The 17,576-nt window shown below is 72.0% G+C and carries 18 protein-coding genes; 9 read left to right on the forward strand and 9 right to left on the reverse strand.

Translation table 11 applies throughout. The features are described 5' to 3' along the window. Nucleotides 1-2: 2 nt before the first annotated feature. Both FNV62_RS11295 and FNV62_RS11300 read right to left on the reverse strand, forming a co-directional pair. Complete coding sequence (locus FNV62_RS11295; RefSeq protein ID WP_144315160.1) at nt 3-1,166, reverse strand: exonuclease SbcCD subunit D; 1,164 nt, start codon at nt 1,164-1,166, stop codon at nt 3-5. A 69-nt stretch (nt 1,167-1,235) separates the two neighbouring features. Continuing rightward, on the reverse strand, nt 1,236-1,862 hold the full coding sequence (locus tag FNV62_RS11300) for a YigZ family protein (RefSeq protein WP_144315162.1): 627 nt from the start codon (nt 1,860-1,862) through the stop codon (nt 1,236-1,238). A gap of 815 nt (nt 1,863-2,677) precedes the next feature. Here FNV62_RS11300 and FNV62_RS11305 point away from each other — a divergent pair. Beyond that, nucleotides 2,678-4,669, forward strand: a complete 1,992-nt coding sequence (locus tag FNV62_RS11305) for an amino acid transporter (RefSeq protein WP_205523145.1) — start codon at nt 2,678-2,680, stop codon at nt 4,667-4,669. 10 nt (nt 4,670-4,679) lie between these two features. Here the strand turns inward: FNV62_RS11305 and FNV62_RS11310 are convergent, their stop codons facing one another. Together FNV62_RS11310 and FNV62_RS11315 are read right to left on the reverse strand one after the other, a co-directional pair. Then, entirely contained in the window at nt 4,680-5,225 is a 546-nt protein-coding gene (locus tag FNV62_RS11310) for a SixA phosphatase family protein (RefSeq protein ID WP_143600965.1), read from the reverse strand. Beyond that, the gene (locus tag FNV62_RS11315) at nt 5,222-5,902 is read right to left on the reverse strand and encodes a hypothetical protein (protein ID WP_097283778.1); all 681 of its coding nucleotides are present in this window, start codon (nt 5,900-5,902) and stop codon (nt 5,222-5,224) included. The genes FNV62_RS11310 and FNV62_RS11315 overlap by 4 nt, the downstream gene beginning before the upstream one ends. 262 nt (nt 5,903-6,164) lie before the next feature. On the opposite strand from FNV62_RS11315, the gene FNV62_RS11320 reads away from it, so the two are divergent. From FNV62_RS11320 to FNV62_RS11330, 3 genes are read left to right on the forward strand one after another with little or no spacing between them, the layout of a single operon-like run. Next, nucleotides 6,165-6,929 (forward strand): response regulator transcription factor, encoded by a 765-nt coding sequence (locus tag FNV62_RS11320; protein WP_144315164.1) that lies wholly within the window; start codon nt 6,165-6,167, stop codon nt 6,927-6,929. 29 nt (nt 6,930-6,958) lie between these two features. Continuing rightward, complete coding sequence (locus FNV62_RS11325) at nt 6,959-8,143, forward strand: acyl-CoA dehydrogenase family protein (protein ID WP_144315166.1); 1,185 nt, start codon at nt 6,959-6,961, stop codon at nt 8,141-8,143. Nucleotides 8,144-8,145: 2 nt separating this feature from the next. After that, on the forward strand, nt 8,146-9,315 hold the full coding sequence (locus FNV62_RS11330) for an acyl-CoA dehydrogenase family protein (RefSeq protein ID WP_097283781.1): 1,170 nt from the start codon (nt 8,146-8,148) through the stop codon (nt 9,313-9,315). A gap of 212 nt (nt 9,316-9,527) precedes the next feature. On the opposite strand, the gene FNV62_RS11335 is transcribed toward FNV62_RS11330, so the two are convergent. The 3 genes from FNV62_RS11335 to FNV62_RS57045 form a co-directional block, all read right to left on the reverse strand. Beyond that, nucleotides 9,528-10,046 (reverse strand): MarR family winged helix-turn-helix transcriptional regulator, encoded by a 519-nt coding sequence (locus FNV62_RS11335; RefSeq protein ID WP_097283782.1) that lies wholly within the window; start codon nt 10,044-10,046, stop codon nt 9,528-9,530. 84 nt (nt 10,047-10,130) lie between these two features. Next, nucleotides 10,131-10,796 carry an SDR family NAD(P)-dependent oxidoreductase gene (locus tag FNV62_RS11340; RefSeq protein WP_054229036.1) on the reverse strand — a complete coding sequence of 222 codons (666 nt, stop codon included), beginning with the start codon at nt 10,794-10,796 and terminating at the stop codon, nt 10,131-10,133. 75 nt (nt 10,797-10,871) lie between these two features. After that, nucleotides 10,872-11,000, reverse strand: coding sequence for a hypothetical protein (locus FNV62_RS57045; protein ID WP_263985300.1), 129 nt, complete (start codon nt 10,998-11,000; stop codon nt 10,872-10,874). A 78-nt stretch (nt 11,001-11,078) separates the two neighbouring features. Here FNV62_RS57045 and FNV62_RS11345 point away from each other — a divergent pair, with 78 nt between their 5' ends. Together FNV62_RS11345 and FNV62_RS11350 are read left to right on the forward strand one after the other, a co-directional pair. Continuing rightward, entirely contained in the window at nt 11,079-11,486 is a 408-nt protein-coding gene (locus tag FNV62_RS11345; RefSeq protein WP_097283783.1) for a CoA-binding protein, read from the forward strand. 74 nt (nt 11,487-11,560) lie between these two features. Beyond that, the gene (locus FNV62_RS11350) at nt 11,561-12,001 is read left to right on the forward strand and encodes a GNAT family N-acetyltransferase (RefSeq protein ID WP_225900233.1); all 441 of its coding nucleotides are present in this window, start codon (nt 11,561-11,563) and stop codon (nt 11,999-12,001) included. A 29-nt stretch (nt 12,002-12,030) separates the two neighbouring features. Here FNV62_RS11350 and FNV62_RS11355 read toward each other — a convergent pair whose 3' ends face one another. Beyond that, nucleotides 12,031-12,879 carry an alpha/beta fold hydrolase gene (locus FNV62_RS11355; RefSeq protein ID WP_143600969.1) on the reverse strand — a complete coding sequence of 283 codons (849 nt, stop codon included), beginning with the start codon at nt 12,877-12,879 and terminating at the stop codon, nt 12,031-12,033. A gap of 127 nt (nt 12,880-13,006) precedes the next feature. Continuing rightward, nucleotides 13,007-15,223, reverse strand: a complete 2,217-nt coding sequence (katG, locus tag FNV62_RS11360; RefSeq protein ID WP_144315168.1) for a catalase/peroxidase HPI — start codon at nt 15,221-15,223, stop codon at nt 13,007-13,009. 379 nt (nt 15,224-15,602) lie between these two features. On the opposite strand from katG, the gene FNV62_RS11365 reads away from it, so the two are divergent. From FNV62_RS11365 to FNV62_RS11375, 3 genes are all read left to right on the forward strand, one after another. After that, nucleotides 15,603-16,019 carry a Fur family transcriptional regulator gene (locus FNV62_RS11365; protein ID WP_054229041.1) on the forward strand — a complete coding sequence of 139 codons (417 nt, stop codon included), beginning with the start codon at nt 15,603-15,605 and terminating at the stop codon, nt 16,017-16,019. Nucleotides 16,020-16,185: 166 nt separating this feature from the next. Further along, a complete protein-coding gene (locus FNV62_RS11370) occupies nt 16,186-17,319 on the forward strand; it encodes an inorganic phosphate transporter (RefSeq protein ID WP_225900234.1) in 1,134 nt (377 codons plus the stop codon). Between the two features lie 19 nt (nt 17,320-17,338). Continuing rightward, entirely contained in the window at nt 17,339-17,575 is a 237-nt protein-coding gene (locus FNV62_RS11375) for a hypothetical protein (protein WP_060896097.1), read from the forward strand. Nucleotide 17,576 lies beyond the last annotated feature (1 nt).

Raw genomic sequence — 17,576 nt, forward strand, 5'->3', positions numbered from 1 at the left:
GGTCATCGGGCGACCTCCCGAACGGCCTCGTCGGCGTGGACGTCGTCGAACGCGTCCCTCAGGACGGCCTGTTCGTCGGCGTCGGGGCCCGCGCCGCGCACATGGGCCACGAAGTCCTCCGCGATCTGCTGCTCGCTGCGGCCCGCGAGCCGCCGGGCGTAGGAGACGTCCGGGTCCTCGGGGGTCCGCTCCGGTTCGAAGACGAGGCTGAGCGTGTGCGGGAAGCGCTCGGTCAGCCGGGCCATGGGCTCGGTGGGGCGGACCGGGTCGGTGAGGGTCGCCTCGACCCACGCCTCCTCGTGGCGCGCCAGCCGCGGATCGGCGAGCAGGTCGTCCAGGTGCCCCCGGACACGGGCGAGCTTCCGGGGAACGGGACAGTCGACGCGCTCCGCGCCCACGAAGCCCTCCGGCCCCAGGTCCACCAGCCACATGCTCTTGCGGTGGTCGACCTCCGAGAAGGAGTACGGCAGCGGGGAGCCGGAGTAGCGCACGCGCTCGGTGATGGTCTGGCTGCCGTGCAGATGGCCCAGTGCGGTGTAGTCGACGCCGTCGAAGACCCCGGCGGGTACGGCGGCCACCCCGCCCACGGTGATGTCCCGCTCGCTGTCGCTGGCCGCCCCGCCGGTGACGAAGGCGTGGGCGAGGACCACGGAGCGGGTGCCCGGCGCGCGCGTGGCGAGGTCGGCGCGGACCCGGTCCATGGCGGCGGCGAGGACGGCCTCGTGCCCCGCCTTCTCGACCCCGAACTCGGTCCTGACCAGGGCCGGTTCGAGATAGGGCAGACCGTAGAAGGCCACGTCGCCGTGGTCGTCGGCGAGCAGCACCGGCGTGCCGCACGCGGAGGGTTCGGTCCGCAGATGGATGCCCGCGCGGCCGATGATCCCGGCGCCGACGCCGAGCCGGCGCGCCGAGTCGTGGTTCCCGGAGATCATCACCGTGGGCACTGCGAGGTCGGCGAGCCGGTGCAGCGCGTCGTCGAAGAGCTCGACGGCGGCCAGCGGCGGCACCGCCCGGTCGTACACGTCCCCGGACACGACCACCGCGTCGACGTCGTACTCACGCACGGTGGCGACGAGGTGACCGATGAACCCGGCCTGGGCATCGAGCATGTTCACCCGGTGGAAGGCCCGGCCGAGATGCCAGTCGGACGTGTGCAGAATCCTCATGATCCCCGAGACTAACGGGCGGGTCGGACATCACGGGCGGCTACTGCCGTATCGGTCCGCGCCGCCCGCCTATGCGTCCCCGTACGCCTCTCCACCCAGTTCGAACCCGGCCGTCCCGGCCGTCGCGTCGGCGAGCCACGCCCGGAAGGGCTCGATGTCGGTGTCCGGCAGCCCGATCTCGATCGTGACGGCCTCGCCGTACCGGACGTCACGGACCTCGCGCCCGGTGGACCGCAGGTCGTTCTGTATCTTGCCGGCGCGCTGGTGGTCGACCGTGACCGTGGCCAGCCGGAAGCGTTTGCGCGTGAGTGTGCCGAGGGAGTCGAGTGCCTCGCCGACCGAGCCGCCGTACGCCCTGATCAGTCCGCCCGCGCCGAGCTTGACCCCGCCGTAGTAGCGGGTGACGACGGCGACGACGTACCGCATGTCGCGGCGCAGCAGCATCTGGAGCATGGGCACGCCCGCGGTGCCGCCGGGTTCGCCGTCGTCGCTCGCCTTCTGGACGGCGGCGTCGGCTCCGATGACGTACGCGTAGCAGTTGTGCGTGGCGTCGGCGTGCTCCTTGCGGACGCCCGCGATGAACTCCTGGGCCTCCTGCTCGGTGGCCGCCGGGGCGAGAGCGCACAGGAAGCGGGAGCGGTTGACCTCGGTCTCGTGCACGCCCGCGTGGGCCACTGTGCGGTACTCGTCCTGCATCACGCCAGCGTATGCGCTTCCCGCGCGCGTGCGGCACGGCGGACCCGGGTCGCGCCGCACGCGCGCGCGACCCGGGGATCTCGTCGGCGCGGCGAGAGGGCGCGGATCGTCCGCGCGGCGGTCGCGGCACGTTCGACCCCGCGCGACCCGGCGCAGCCCGTCCCGGCCCGTCCCGGCACAGGTGGCGTCGGCACAGGCGGCCTCGGCGGGGCCCATCCCAGCGCAGCCTCCCGGCGCGGGCCCGGGCGTCCTCGGCGGGGCCCGTCCCGGCAGGGCTCCGCAGGGCCCATCCCCGCAGGGCCCATCCCGGCGCGGCCCGTCCCGGCACAGGCGGCCTCGGCGCGGGCGGCCTCGGCGGGGCCTGTCCCGGCGCGAGCCCATCCCGGCGCGGACCCATCCCGGCGCGGGCGGCCTCGGCGGCCGCGCGCCCGACGGACCCGAGATCGCCCGTTGGGCCCCGGCAGCGGCGGGCCGATCTCACGGCCACCGATTCCGTCGCGCACCGCGCCCGACCGCGGCGGCGGGTCCGCCGATGATCGCCTCCGGCGGAGGCACCACGCCCCCCGGGCGCCCAAGGACCCCCGTGGAGGCGCTCCGAGCCCCGCGCCGTCGCCCCGGCGACAGCACGACTGCCCCGGTCGCCTCGCGGCCAACCAGCGTCACCCCGCGGCCGACCCCTGTCGCCGCCCCCGGCTCGGCGGGGTCCCTCCGGACGTGCGGACCCGGCTCGGGTGCGCGGGGCGGGGTGGTGGATACTCGCTCCTCGTTGCCCGAAGCCGGATCGCCGGCCCGACCGATCGCAGGGAGATCGCAGCATGACCGGCACCCAGGTGGACAGTTCGGACTCCGCCGAGCCCCTCGAACGGGAACCCTCCGCAGCCGCACCGCGCTGGCGGGCGTGGCTTCTGGAGGGACTCAGCGAGCAGTCGGCCAAGCACCCCGGCCCGCACGCCACCCCGGACGCCGAGCACCAGGGCCACAAGTGGTGGCGGGTGATGTGCCTCACCGGCGTCGACTACTTCTCCACGCTGGGCTACCAGCCGGGTATCGCGGCCCTCGCCGCCGGACTGCTCTCCCCGCTCGCGACCCTCGTCCTGATCGGGCTCACCCTGCTCGGCGCACTGCCGGTCTACCGTCGCGTCGCCAAGGAGAGCCCCCACGGCGAGGGTTCGATCGCGATGCTGGAGCGGCTGCTGCCCTGGTGGGCCGGGAAGATCTTCGTCCTGGTGCTGCTCGGCTTCGCGGCCACCGACTTCCTGATCACGATCACCCTGTCCGGAGCGGACGCCTCCGCACACGTCGTGGAGAATCCTTTCGCTCCGCACTGGATGCACGGCGGGAACACCTGGATCACCCTCCTTCTCATAGCCGCGCTGGGCGCGGTCTTCTTGAAGGGCTTCAAGGAGGCCATCGGGATCGCGGTGGCGCTCGTGGCCACCTATCTCACCCTCAACGTCGTCGTTCTGGCCGTCTCCGCCTGGCAGGTGCTCAGCCACCCGGTCAAGATCGGCGACTGGACCGACGCGATGACGGCCGAACACTCCTCGCCGCTCGCGATGATCGGCGTGGCGCTCCTCGTCTTCCCGAAGCTGGCGCTCGGCATGTCCGGCTTCGAGACGGGCGTGGCGGTGATGCCGCAGGTCGAGGGCGACCCGACGGACACGTACGAGAAGCCGACGGGCCGGATCCGCGAGACCCGCAGGCTGCTCACCACGGCTGCCGTGATCATGAGCTGTTTCCTGCTGCTGTCCAGCCTGGCGACGACGATCCTGATCCCGCAGGACGAGTTCAAGAGCGGCGGCGCGGCGAACGGCCGTGCCCTCGCCTACCTGGCCCACCAGCACCTGGGCGAGGCGTTCGGCACGGTCTACGACCTCTCGACCATCGCCATCCTCTGGTTCGCGGGCGCCTCCGCGCTCGCCGGTCTCCTCAACCTCGTCCCGCGCTATCTGCCGCGCTACGGCATGGCCCCCGAGTGGACGCGCGCCGTCCGCCCCCTCGTGCTCGTCTTCATGGCGGCCGCGGTCCTCATCACGCTGTGGTTCAACGCGAACGTCGACGACCAGAGCGGCGCGTACGCGACCGGTGTGCTGGTCCTGATGCTCTCCGCGTCCTTCGCCTCGGCGGTCGCCGTGCACCAGCGGGGCCACCGCGCCGCCGCGATCGGCTTCGGCGCGATCACCGCCGTCTTCTGCTACACCCTGGTCACCAACGTCATCGAGCGCCCCGACGGCATCAAGATCGCGCTGATCTTCATCCTGGCGATCCTGATCACCTCGTTCGCCTCCCGGGTGCGCCGCGCCTTCGAACTGCGCGCCGCCGAGGTCACGTTCGACGAGGCCGCGGCCCGTTTCGTCGACGAGGCCGCGGCGAGCGGACCGCTGCGGCTGATCGCGAACGAGCCGCACGAGCACAGCACCCGGGAGTACCGGGCCAAGGAGTACAGCCAGCGCGAGCAGACGCACATCCCGGACGGCCGTCCCGTGCTGTTCCTGGAGGTGTTCGTGACCGACTCCTCGGACTTCACCGCCGACCTGACCGTGCACGGCGACGAGAAGCACGGGGTGCGCAGGCTGCGCGTCGAGGGCGCGACCGTGCCCAACACCATCGCGGCCGTCATGATGCGGCTGCGCGACCGCACCGGCCAGGTCCCGCACGCCTACTTCAACTGGACCGAGGGCAACCCCCTCAGCCACCTGGTCCGCTTCCTCGTCTTCGGCGACGGCGAGGTCGCCCCGGTCACCCGCGAAGTGCTCCGCCGCGCCGAGCCGGACCCCGAGCGCAGGCCCCGGATCCACGTGGGCTAGCTCTTCCTCCTCAGTCCTTCTTCTTGCCCCGCGGCACGGTCATGCCCGTCAGCAGCGCCGTGCCCGGGGCGAGCGCGTCCCAGGAGTCCCCGTGCCAGGCGAGGACCGCCGTCGCGGAGGTCGGGAACTTCGTCCGTACGTCGTCCAGCGCGTCGTCGAGGCTGTCCCCGGCCAGTTCGAGCACGAGTTCCTCCAACCCGGGGTTGTGCCCGATCAGCAGCAACGTCCTGATCTGGTCGGGGACTTCGTGCAGGGCCGCAAGCAACTCCGGCACCCCGGCGCCGTACAGCCGCCGCTCGAACCGTACGGGCGGCGGGGTGCCCCACTGCCGAGACGCCAACTCCCAGGTCTGGCGGGCGCGTACGGCGGTGGAGCACAGGGCGAGGTCCGGCAGACAGTCCGACTCGGCGAGGGCGCGTCCGGCGGCCGGGGCGTCGCGGCGGCCGCGCGGGGCGAGGGGCCGCTCGTGGTCGGCGACACCCGTGGGCCACGCCGACTTGGCGTGCCGCAGGACGACGAGTCTGCGCAGCGGGCCCGCTCCGGCGCGCGCGATCACCGCTGCGCCCCGATGTCACGCGTGAGTTCGAGCCCGAGGAGACGGTCCGCGTAGGCGTACGTCTCGAAGCGGGCGCCGTCCGGCACGTCGTCCGCGTGCTCGACGCGCCGCAGCACCTCGAGTACGGCGGGTACGTCGAGGTCGTCCTCCCACGCGGCGCGCAGTTCCTGGCGTACGCGCTCGGGGACGGGCCTGGACGGCCGGGTGGCCCAGGTCGCGACGGACTTGCGCCAGCGCGCGAGCGTCTCGCGGGCGCCGTCGAGGTCGGCGGCGGCGAGGTCGACGGGCTGCCGGCGCGGGGCCGCGAGCAGGACCATCCTCAGCAGCGCCGGGTCGGCCGTGCCGAGCACCGGGGCGACCTCGATGCGGATGCCCTCCACGCTGGTGGCGTCGGGCGCGAGCACGTGCAGGGCCGGGCCCGCACCGCTCCGGTCGCCCTCGGCCCGGCGGATGCCGAGCGCGTCGGCGCGCGCCCGGAGCTCCGGGGGCGGGTCGGCCACCGTTACGACGGGGGTCCCACCGAGTTCCAGGGTCCTGGCGAGCACGTCGGCGACCAGCAGCACCCGTAGTGCGGACAGATCGTCCCGCTCCACGTGCGCCTCGACGCGGGTCAGGCTCCGGCGGGCAGGGACGGCATCGATGGGCTCGCCCGTTCGGGCGTCGGTGATACGCAGCACGGAGCGAGCGTAGGCGGGCGGGAGCCCGGGCGCAGGGAGGTCGGACCCATTCCGGACACGTGGGCTTCCCCGGCCGTCCCGCGTACGGGAGGTGGGTGGTTCCACCCCGGGGGTGTAGCCCACTGCACCAGGGGTTCGGGAGATCGCTCTCTCGTGGGCGCGGCCGGGGGACGGAAGGGTTGATCCCGGCGGACAACAGCCCGTCGACCTCGGGGATCCCCCCTCCTCACGCTCCTTCGGCCCGGAAGTGGACCTCACCCCCATGACCATCCGTGTCCTGCTCGCCGACGACCAAGCCCTGCTGCGGGCGACGTTCCGCATCCTGATCGACTCCTGCTCCGACATGGAAGTGGTCGACGAGGCCGCCGACGGCCGGGCAGCGGTGTCACTCGCGCGTACCCACCGCCCCGACGTCGTCCTTATGGACATCCGTATGCCGGGCGCCGACGGGCTCACCGCCACCGCCACCATCTGCGCCGACCCCGACCTCTCCACCACCCGCGTCCTCATCCTCACGACGTTCGAGACCGACGAGGACGTGGCCCGGTCCCTGCGCGCCGGAGCCAGCGGCTTCCTCGGCAAGGACGTCACCGCGGACGAACTCCTGAGCGGCATCCGCACCGTGGCAGCGGGCGACGCGCTCCTCTCCCCCCGGGCCACGCACACCCTGGTCACCCGCTTCCTCGCCACCCCCGCACCCAGCGCCCAGCAGGCGCTGCCAGGACAGCTGGCGGCTCTCACCGCCCGCGAGCGAGAGGTGACCGCGCTGGCGGCCGAGGGCAAGTCCAACGACGAGATCGCCGAGGAACTCGTCGTCAGCCCGCTGACCATCCGCACCCATGTGCACCGCGCCATGACCAAACTCCACGCCCGCGACCGCGCCCAACTGGTCGTCATCGCCTACCGGTGCGGACTCGTGCAGGTCTCACGGCCCCCCGGAGTGACCAAGGCCGGCCCGGGCGTCGCCCTCTGGCCACAGCGACCCGCCATGAGCGAGAATGCCATATGCCAGAATTGGAGAATGTGACTTATGTCACTCACTAGGGGGCACGACTCGTGGACCTGGACTTCACGGACGACCAGAGCGCGCTTCGCGACACGTTGCGCACGTTCTTCGAGAAGGAGTCGTCCACCGCGGCCGTACGGGCGGCGGAGCCACTCGGGTTCGACGCGGCGCTGTGGCGGAAGGTCGTCGACCTGGGGCTCGCCGCGATCGCCGTACCCGAGCACCTCGGCGGCGGCGGTGCCGGTTTCGTGGAACTGGCCATCGCGGCGGAGTGCCTCGGGCAGTCCCTCGCTCCGGTGCCCCTGATCGAGGCGGCGGTGGCGAACGACCTCATCGCGTCGCTGTCCGACGGAGGTTCGTCGCTGCCCGGCGAGGGCTCGTCTTCGGCCGCCGCGGGCCCGTCGTCGTCCGGCGAGCCGGACGCCCGCCTGGAGTCCCTCACCGCACGCGCCGTCTCGGGCGAGCTCCTGGCGACCCTGGCCCTGCGCCCGGCAACGGGCGACCTCGCGCGGCTGGTGCCGGCGGGCGCGGTGGCCGATCTCGTGGCCGTCCTGCGGGGTGACGAGCTCCTCCTGCTGCGGCAGCCGGACCGCGGCCCCGCCGCGCCGGGCGGGGCCGTCCACAATCTCGGGGCACTTCCGCTCGCCGACTGCCCGATCGACACGGAACACGCCCTGGTGCTGGCGCGCGGACCGGCCGCCGTCCGCGCCTATCGCCGCGCCCTGAGCCGGTGGGAACTGCTGACCGGCGCGGCGCTCTTCGGGCTCGGCTCGAGGGCCCTCGACATCGGCGTCGACTACGTGATGCAACGCAAGGCCTTCGGCGTGCTCATCGGCACGTTCCAGACCATCCAGCACCGCCTGGCCGACAACGCGATCGCCCTCGACGGCGCCCGCCTGCTGGCCTACGAGGCTGCCTGGGCACAGGACGAGAACCTGCCCACGGCCGACACCTCGGCGACCATGGCCTTCCTGTTCGCCGCGGAGACCGCCTACAAGACGGCGTCGGAGGTCCTGCACTTCCACGGCGGATACGGCTACACGCTGGAGTACGACATCCAGCTCTACTTCCGGCGGGCGAAGGCCTGGTCACTCGTCGCGGGCGACTCCCGCGCGGCGTACGCGCGGCTCGCACACCGCGTCTTCGGCACGGCACCGACACAGGCCCAGGCATCGGCACCGGCTCAGGCCCAGGCACCGGCACCGGCACCGGCACCGGCAGAGAGGGCGGGCTGACGATGGACTTCCGCGAATTCGACGAACTGGCCTCGCACCGCGAGGCGGCCTGCGCCTGGATCGAGGCCCATGTACGACCGGAGTGGGTGGAGGAACAGCGCCGCTCCGGCACGCATCAGACGGCCGAGCTGCATACCCTGCTCGCGCGCGACGGGATCCTCGCGGCCGACTGGGCGCCCGAGTACGGCGGGAGCGGCGTCGATCCCGGCTTCGCCCGGGCCGTGTTCGACGAACTCGGCCGCAGGGGGCTCGCCTCCGACGGCTGGTCCACGACCTCCATGGTGCTGCGCACCATCGAGCACGTGGGAACCGAGGAGCAGAAGCGCGAGTACATCCCGGCCGCGCTCCGCGGCGACAGGCTGATCGCCCTGGGGTACAGCGAGCCGGACTCCGGCTCGGACGTCGCCGCGGCGAAGACCACCGCGGTCCGGGACGGCGACGAGTGGGTCATCAACGGCCAGAAGATGTTCACCAGCACCGCCCAGCTGTGCAGCCATGTGTTCGTGCTGGCCCGCACCGATCCGGACGTGCCCAAGCACAAGGGGCTGTCGATGTTCCTGGTGCCGACCGACAGCGCCGGGTACGACATCCAGCCGATCCACACGCTCGGCGGGCAGCGCACCAACGCCACGTTCTACGCCGACGTGCGGGTCCCGGATTCCGCGCGCCTCGGCGGGGTCGACGGCGGGTGGGGCGTCATGCACGTCGCGCTGGTCCACGAACGCTCCGCGTCCAGCCCCGGCTCGGACGGCGGTTCCCTGGTCAGTGATCTGGCCGCCTGGGCACGCGCCGCGCGACGCCCCGACGGGACGACGGTCCTCGACGACCCGCTGGCCGCCGAGCGGATCGGCAGGATGGCGGTCGACGAGGAGGTCACCCGCCTGCTCGCCCTGCGCAACCGGTGGCGCGCCCAGAAGGGCGGCCTCCCCGGTGTCGAGGGGTCGATGTGGAAGCTGTTCGCCACGGAGGCCGCGCAGCGCCACTCCAACGACATCCTCGACATCCTGGGCCCCGAGGGCGTACTGGCCCCGGACGCGGCCGGCGCCCCCGCGGGCGGCAGGTTCGAGGAGGGCTTCCGGGCGGCGGTGGTCGGCACCATCTACGGCGGGACCAGCGAGATCCTCCGGGAGATCATCGCGGAGCGCCACCTCAGGTTGCCCAGGAACCGCTGACGGGACGGGGTCCTGCGGGGCGGCGGGAATCGTCGTACGGCAGGCACCCCTGACCGGCGGCGCCGAGGCTCGAGCGGGCCTCGGCGCCGCGACGTCGGACCCACGAGCGCGGAACCGGTCCCGACCCCGAGGGCCGCGACAGCGTTGTGGCCAGAAACTGCCCCCGCGTCCGTCCGTCGGGCACGGCCCCCTGTAAGCCCGCGCCCCCGGCGTCAGGCCTTGCGAGGAACCTCGGGCGTCAGGTCGATCTCGTCCTCGGCGTGTTCGAAGAAGTCGTCGACCAGCCGATGGCACAGCGTGGCGAGCTGCTCCAGGTCGTGCGGTGACCAGTCCGCCAACGCCACCGACATGCCTCGGCAGCTCGCCTCCCGCACCCGGTCGACCGCGTCCCGGCCGGCCGGCGTGAGCTCGATGCGCTGGGCCCGGCGGTCGTTCGGGTCCGGGACGCGCGTCAGATAGCCGGTCTTCTCCAGCTGCTGCACCTGCCGGGTCACATGGGACGCCTCGACGGACAGCAGGTTCGCCAGCTCACTGGGCCGCAGCGAGCCGGAGTCGGCGACCTGTCGCAGCAGCGCCACGGCGGCCCGGTCCAGCGGCAGCCCGGCCATCGCCATGAGGCGCTCATGCTGACGAACCCTGCTGGTCAGATACGAGATACGGGTGAGCGCACGCTCGATCTCGGCCACGTCCGTCAACGCGGGATCGGCTGCTGTGGGCGGTGGTGTCGACATGGGACGACTCTAGCGTCTACTTGCATAAGTTAAGCAATATCGAGTGTGGTCGAAAGGTCGTGCGGGCTGCTCGGGCCCCGCCCCTCAGGAGTCGAGGTCGTCGGCGAAGTGCCGGTAGCCGTGCCGGTCCTGGTGGATGTTCCAGATGGTCTCCGCGAGCGTGGCGGGGTCCTTCCTGGGGTGTCCGGGGCTGATCGCGCCGGGGATGACGAGTTGCGCGACGTGGATGCCCTCGTCGGCGAGCGCGCCGTGCAACAGGTGTCCGTAGGCGCTCTCGGCGGCGAAGGCGAGGGAGGTGCCGGCCCGGTCGGGGTGGGGTACCGCGGCGGTGCCGCCGTTGACGAAGAGGATGGTGCCGCGGCCGAGGGCACGCATGCCGGGCAGCACCTGGTGCACGGCGGCGACGGGGCCGTACACCGAGAACTCGATCGGACCCACGAGGTCGGCGGGGGTGGTTTCCAGGACCGGCCGCATGAACTCCCGTTGCGGGACCGGGCTGTACTGCATGACCTCGATGGGCCCCAGCGTCGCGGTCGCCGCGTCCAGCGCCGCTTCGAGGGCCTTCAAGTCGCGTACGTCGGCCGCGAAACCGCGCGCCGTCAGGCCCTCGCCCGCCAGCTCGGCGGAGAGGGTCCGCGCCCGGTCCGTGGTGCGGGTGATGAGGGCGACGTCGAACCCCTCGCGGCCGAACCGCCGTGCGACGGCGACTCCGAGGCCGGGTCCGGCTCCGATGATGGCGATGGTGGTCATGGTCTTCCTTGGGGCCTTGGGGGAAGCAGCCTACGAGGGGCAGCATGCCCCCAGTGGGCCCCCGCTGCTCGTCGTTCACGGCGCGACGACGTACCGCCCCTGGGCGATCAGCCACGCGAGTGCCACCTGCGCCGGGGTGATCCCGACGACGGAAGTCGCGTGGCGGACGGCCCCCACGGCGCGGGGAATCACCGTGTGCCTCATGCTGTTCTCCGGCTGAGCGCGTATGACAGGTCACGCGGGCCCATGACAGTGCTTGACACCAGACCCAGGAGGCCGACCGTGTACGGCGACCCGGCAACGATCCGCAAGATCCTCACCGAACTCGGCGACACCTGGGCGATCGTGGGCCTCTCGTCCAACGAGCGGCGCGCGGCGTACGGGGTCGCCGACGTTCTCCAGCGTTACGGCAAGCGGATCGTCCCCGTGCACCCGAAGGCGGAGACCGTTCACGGCGAGAAGGGCTACCCGTCGCTGGACGCGATCCCGTTCGACGTCGATGTCGTCGACGTCTTCGTCAACAGCGACCTCGCGGGGCCCTTGGCCGACGAAGCCGCCGCCGTCGGTGCCAAGGCCGTCTGGTTCCAGCTCGGAGTCGTCGACGAGGGCGCGTACGGCCGTACCCGCGCCGCCGGACTCGACATGGTCATGGACCGCTGCCCCGCCATCGAGATCCCGCGCCTCGGCTGAGCGGTGTCCGCACGGCACGCCGGTTCGGGCAAACCTGGTTGACGGCCGGTGGTGGGGATCGGTTTGCTGCTCCGGTGTCCACACTCACCTTTCAGCAGGCGGACGACGAGGCCGGTCTCAAGGACTGGCAGTACGTCCACAATCTCATCGTGCCACCCGCCGCCATGTCGCTCGACGAGGTCCGTGAGCGGGCCGGGCGCAACCACTTGGAGGTCGTGTATCTCGGCGACGTCCTGGTGGGCTGCTCGACCGTGCGTCCGCCCAAGGACGGCGGCTCGACGGCCACGGTGATCGCCCGGGTCCTGCCCGGACACCGTCGGCAGGGGTTCGGTGAGGAGCTCTACGAGCGCGGGCTGAAGGAGGCGCGGGCGCTGGGCGCGGACGTGATCGAGACGGTCGTCCTGGCGTCCAACGAGGACGGGCTGCGGTTCGCCGTACAGCGCGGGTTCGTCGAGATCGAGCGGTATGTGCTGCCGGGCGAAACGGCCGAGTGGGTCGACCTGCGGCTGGCCTGAGCCCGGCCGGCCCCGGTCACCGCGTCCGGTCACCGCGCCCGGTCGAGGAACGCCGTCACCGTTTCCGTGAAGCGCCGGGGGTCGTCGAGCCACGGGTAGTGGCCGGCCCCCGGCTGGACGATCAGCTCCCCCTCGGGGAACAGCTCCGCCACGGTGGCGGCCACGCGCGGCAGCGGGCCACTGTCGAGTTCGCCCGCGAGCAGCAGGACCCGGGCGTCCAGCGTGGCGACGGCGGCGCGGACCACGGCGGGTTCGAAGGCACCGGCGGACGCGTACAGGTCCGCGGCCTCCTCGTTGGTCTGTTCGACCTCGGTCTCGGCGTGCGCCTGCGCGGTCGCGTCCCAGCGGCCGTAGAAGAACGGGGCGGCCGAGTCCCAGTCGGCATCGGCCGCCGAGCCCGCCCAGATCCGTTCGTAGGAGTCGTACGCCGCCGCGAACCACGGCTCGGCCCCGCGCCGCGCGGCCGCCTCCCGGCGGTGCTCCTCGGTGAAGTCGATACCGAGGGCCCGGGCACGCCCGTTGACCGAGGTGAGGGTGCGGACGCGGTCCGGGTACCGGGCCGCGTAGAGGAGCGCGAGGTCACCGGCCGCCGAGTGGGCGAGGAGATCCACCCGCTCCAACCCGAGGTGCGCCCGGAAGGCCTCGACGTCGTCCACCTGCCGGTCGCAGCGGTACGTCGCCGGGTCGGCCGGTACTGCGGAGTCACCGGTCCCCCGCAGATCCAGCAGGAACAGTCGACGGTGCCGCGACAGCCCACCGAGATCGCCGAGATAGGCGGAGGCACGCATGGGCCCACCGGGCAGACAGAGCAGCGGCTCTCCCCGGCCCGTGACGTGGTAGGCCAGTTCGGTCCCGTCGGGGGCGGAGAAGATCGGCATTCCGTCATCCTCATGACGACGGGACGCTCGGGGCAAGCGTTTTTACGCGGCGCCGAGGGAGGTCCCCCGGACCAAAGGACGTCCAGGCCGGCCGTACGGGCCGGCCTGGACGTCCTGGCCTGGATGATCAGACGAGGTCGAACCGGTCGAGGTTCATGACCTTGTCCCACGCCGCGACGAAGTCCTTCACGAACTTCGCCTTGGCGTCGTCGCCCGCGTAGACCTCGGCGAGCGCGCGCAGCTCGGAGTTCGAGCCGAAGACGAGGTCGGCACGGGTGCCGGTCCACTTGATCTCGCCGGTGGCGTCGTCGCGGGCCTCGAAGGTGGTCGCGTCCTCGGACGTCGGCGTCCACGTCGTGCCCAGGTCGAGCAGGTTGACGAAGAAGTCGTTGGTCAGCGTTCCGGGGGTCGCGGTGAGGACACCGTGGGCCGACTGCTGGTGGTTGGCGCCCAGGACGCGCAGACCACCTACGAGGACCGTCAGCTCGGGAGCGCTCAGGGTCAGCAGGTTCGCGCGGTCCAGCAGCAGGTACTCGGCCGGGAGGCGGTTGCCCTTGCCGAGGTAGTTGCGGAACCCGTCGGCGGTCGGCTCCAGCGCGGCGAAGGACTCCGCGTCGGTGTGCTGCTCCGTCGCGTCGACGCGGCCCGGGGTGAAGGGCACCTCGACGTCGTGACCGGCGTCCTTGGCGGCCTTCTCGACCGCGGCGCTGCCGCCGAGCACGATCAGGTCGGCCAGGGAGACCTTCTTGGCACCGGTGTTGAACTCCCGCTGGATGCCCTCCAGCGTGCGCAGCACCGCCGCGAGCTGGTCGGGGTCGTTGGCCTCCCAGCCGCGCTGCGGCTCCAGGCGGATGCGCGCGCCGTTGGCGCCGCCGCGCTTGTCGCTGCCGCGGAACGTCGAGGCCGACGCCCAGGCGGTGGAGACCAGCTGCGGGACGGTCAGACCCGAGTCGAGGATCTTCGCCTTGAGGGCGGTGACGTCGTCGGCGCCGATGGCCTGGCCCTCCGCCTCCGGCAGCGGGTCCTGCCACAGCAGGGTCTCCTCCGGGACCTCCGGGCCGAGGTAGAGCGACTTCGGGCCCATGTCACGGTGGGTCAGCTTGTACCAGGCGCGGGCGAAGGCGTCCGCGAACTCCGCGGGGTTCTCGTGGAACCGGCGGGAGATCGGCTCGTAGATCGGGTCGACGCGCAGCGAGAGGTCGGTGGTGAGCATCGTGGGCAGACGCTTCTTCGACGGGTCGTGCGCGTCGGGGACGGTCGCCTCGGCGTCCTTCGCCACCCACTGGTTGGCGCCGGCGGGGCTCTGGGTCAGCTCCCACTCGTAGCCGAAGAGGTTGTCGAAGAAGCCGTTGCTCCACTGGGTGGGCGTGGTGGTCCAGGTGACCTCCAGGCCGGAGGTGATGGCGTCCCCGCCCTTGCCGGTGCCGTACGTGCTCTTCCAGCCCAGGCCCTGTGCCTCGATCGGGGCGGCCTCGGGGTCGGCGCCGACGCTCTCCGCCGGGCCCGCGCCGTGGGTCTTGCCGAAGGTGTGACCGCCCGCGATGAGGGCGACCGTCTCCTCGTCGTTCATCGCCATGCGGCGGAACGTCTCACGGATGTCGCGGGCCGCGGCGATCGGGTCCGGGTTGCCGTTGGGGCCCTCGGGGTTGACGTAGATGAGGCCCATCTGGACGGCGCCGAGCGGGTTCTCCAGCTCGCGGTCGCCGGTGTAGCGCTGGTCGTCGAGCCAGGTGGTCTCGGGGCCCCAGTACACGTCCTCCTCGGACTCCCAGACGTCCGCGCGGCCGCCGGCGAAGCCGAAGGTCTCGAAGCCCATCTGCTCCAGGGCGACGTTGCCGGTGAGGATCATGAGGTCGGCCCAGGAGAGGCTCTGGCCGTACTTCTTCTTGACCGGCCACAGCAGACGGCGGGCCTTGTCGAGGTTGCCGTTGTCGGGCCAGCTGTTGAGGGGGGCGAAGCGCTGCTGGCCGGCGCCGGCGCCGCCGCGGCCGTCGCTGATGCGGTAGGTGCCCGCGCTGTGCCAGGCCATCCGGATCATGAACGGGCCGTAGTTGCCGAAGTCGGCCGGCCACCAGTCCTGCGAGGTGGTCAGCACCTCGGCGATGTCCTGCTTCACGGCCGCCAGGTCGAGGGTCTTGAACGCCTCGGCGTAGTCGAACTCCTCACCGAGGGGGTTCGCCACGGCGGGGTTCTTGGCCAGGATCTTCAGGTTGAGCCGCTCCGGCCACCACTGGCGGTTTCCGCCGCCCTGGGTCGGATGCGCGGCACGCCCGTGCGCGACGGGGCAGCCGCCTGCGCCCTCCGACTTCGCATCGGTGACGATTGCATCATGGTTCTCGGACATGGGAATCCTTCCGGACGGGGCGGATCACTGTGCTCAGGAACTGCGGGCGGTGGAACAGTCGGTCGAAACAGTCGAAACAGCCGGGGCACCGACCCCTGGGGACGTCGTCGACGACACCGTACGACCGGCGCATGACGTAGTGGTGGCAGTCGCCGACGCGTCGCTCGAACCGGGTCGGGCTGCCCGGCTCCGGGATGCGCTCGCGACTGAAGTGGGCGAGCTCCACCCGTCTTCTGAACGTCACGTGCCTTTCCCTGCTGTTGTCCGGTCCCTTGGCTGTCGCCGGAACCGATCCTACGATGGACTCAGTCCAAGTCAATACGAGAACCAGACCCGTACGGATTCATTCGTCGGACGATGCATGATGAGGCTGGTGAGCATGAGTGACCTGCTCGAACGACTTCGCGGACGCGGCTGGCGGATGACCGCCCAGCGCCGGGTGGTCGCCGAGGTACTCGACGGCGAGCACGTACACCTCACCGCGGACGAGGTGCTCGCACGCGCCACCGCCCGGTTGCCGGAGATCTCCCGCGCGACCGTCTACAACACCCTCGGCGAGCTCGTTTCGCTCGGCGAGGTGCTCGAGGTGGCCACCGACGGCCGCGCCAAGCGCTACGACCCGAACGCCCACCACCCCCACCAGCACCTGGTGTGCTCGGGCTGCGGCGCCGTCCGGGACGTCCACCCCAACGGCGACCCCCTGTCCGATCTGCCCGCCTCCGAGCGGTTCGGCTTCACCGTCTCCGATGTCGAGGTGACCTACCGGGGCCTGTGCCCCGACTGTGGCCGCGCATAGGACGAGTTTCAGCCACCGCGCACCGACCGGCCCCCGAGCGAACCGCGTCGAGGCCCGATCCCCCGTCCCGTCGCCTTCACTCCGGCTCACACCGCCTTCGCCTCCGGTTCGCCGGGCGTACGCCTGCGCTCGCTTCCATGAGGGGACGGACCACATCACGTTCCTCGTGACGGTCGTCATCGTCACGGCGCTGGCCTTCGATTTCACCAACGGATTCCACGACACGGCGAACGCGATGGCCACGTCCATCGCCACCGGGGCACTGAAGCCGAGAACAGCGGTCCTCATCGGCGGCGTCCTGAACATCGGCGGAGCGTTCCTCTCCACCGAGGTCGCCAAGACCATCTCGGGCGGCATCGTGGACGACACCCTGGTCACCCCGGGGATGATCTTCGCGGGCCTGGTCGGGGCGATTCTGTGGAATCTGCTGACCTGGCTGCTCGGGCTGCCCTCCAGCTCCTCGCACGCCCTGTTCGGCGGACTGGTCGGGGCGGTCTGGGTCGGCGCGGGCGAGCACGGCGTCCACTTCGACAAGGTGGTCGAGAAGGTGCTGATCCCGGCCGTGGCCTCGCCGATCGTGGCGGGCGTGGCGGCGCTGCTGGCCACCTACCTCGCGTACAAGATCACCGCACGGGCCCGCCAGGACTCGGTGACCAAGGGCTTCCGGCTCGGCCAGATCGCCTCGGCCTCGCTCGTCTCCCTGGCGCACGGCACGAACGACGCCCAGAAGACGATGGGCGTCATCACGCTGACGCTGATCTCGGCGGGGACGCTGGGTCACGACGCCGGTCCCCCGGTGTGGGTGATCGCGTCCGCCGGTCTCGCCATCGGACTGGGCACCTACCTCGGCGGCTGGCGGATCATCCGCACGATGGGCAAGGGGCTCACCGACATCCAGTCGCCCCAGGGCTTCGCGGCCGAGGCCGCCGCCACCACCGTGATCCTCACCTCCGCCCACCTGGGTTTCGCGCTCTCCACCACGCAGGTCTGCTCCGGCGGCATCCTCGGCGCCGGCCTGGGCAGGCGGCTGGCCGAGGTCCGCTGGGGCACGGCGGGGCGCATGGTGATCGCCTGGCTGGTCACGCTGCCCGCCGCCGCGCTGGTCGGCGGGGTCTCGGCGAGCGTGGTGAAACACGGCGGCACCTTCGGCACCGTGGTGATCGCCCTGTGCGCCGCCGCCGTCGCCGCGTTCATCGTGCTCGCCTCGCGCCGCAACCCGGTGCGCGCCGACAATGTGAACGACGCCCACGAGGTCACCGTCCGTGCCGCTGTGCCGACGACCGTCGGCACCGTCGCCTGAGCCAAGGGGAAGTCGTACGATGCATGTGGACTGGACCGCGCTCGGCGAGGTCACCGCGGTGAGTATCGCCGTCACTGTCGGAGTGGTGGTCGTCTTCGCGCTCGGCGTGCTGGGCGTCTCCCAGGTCGAGGCGGCACGCGAGAAGGACGCCGGCGGCACCCACGCCCTCGGCTTCGCACAGGCCGGACTGTGTTTCCTGGCCTGCGCGGCGATCGTCGCGTACGGAATTTACCTGATCGTGCCGCAGTTCCACTGAA

It is taken from the genome of Streptomyces sp. RLB3-17 (assembly GCF_007113425.2).
GTDB classification, from domain to species: Bacteria; Actinomycetota; Actinomycetes; order Streptomycetales; family Streptomycetaceae; genus Streptomyces; species Streptomyces mirabilis_D.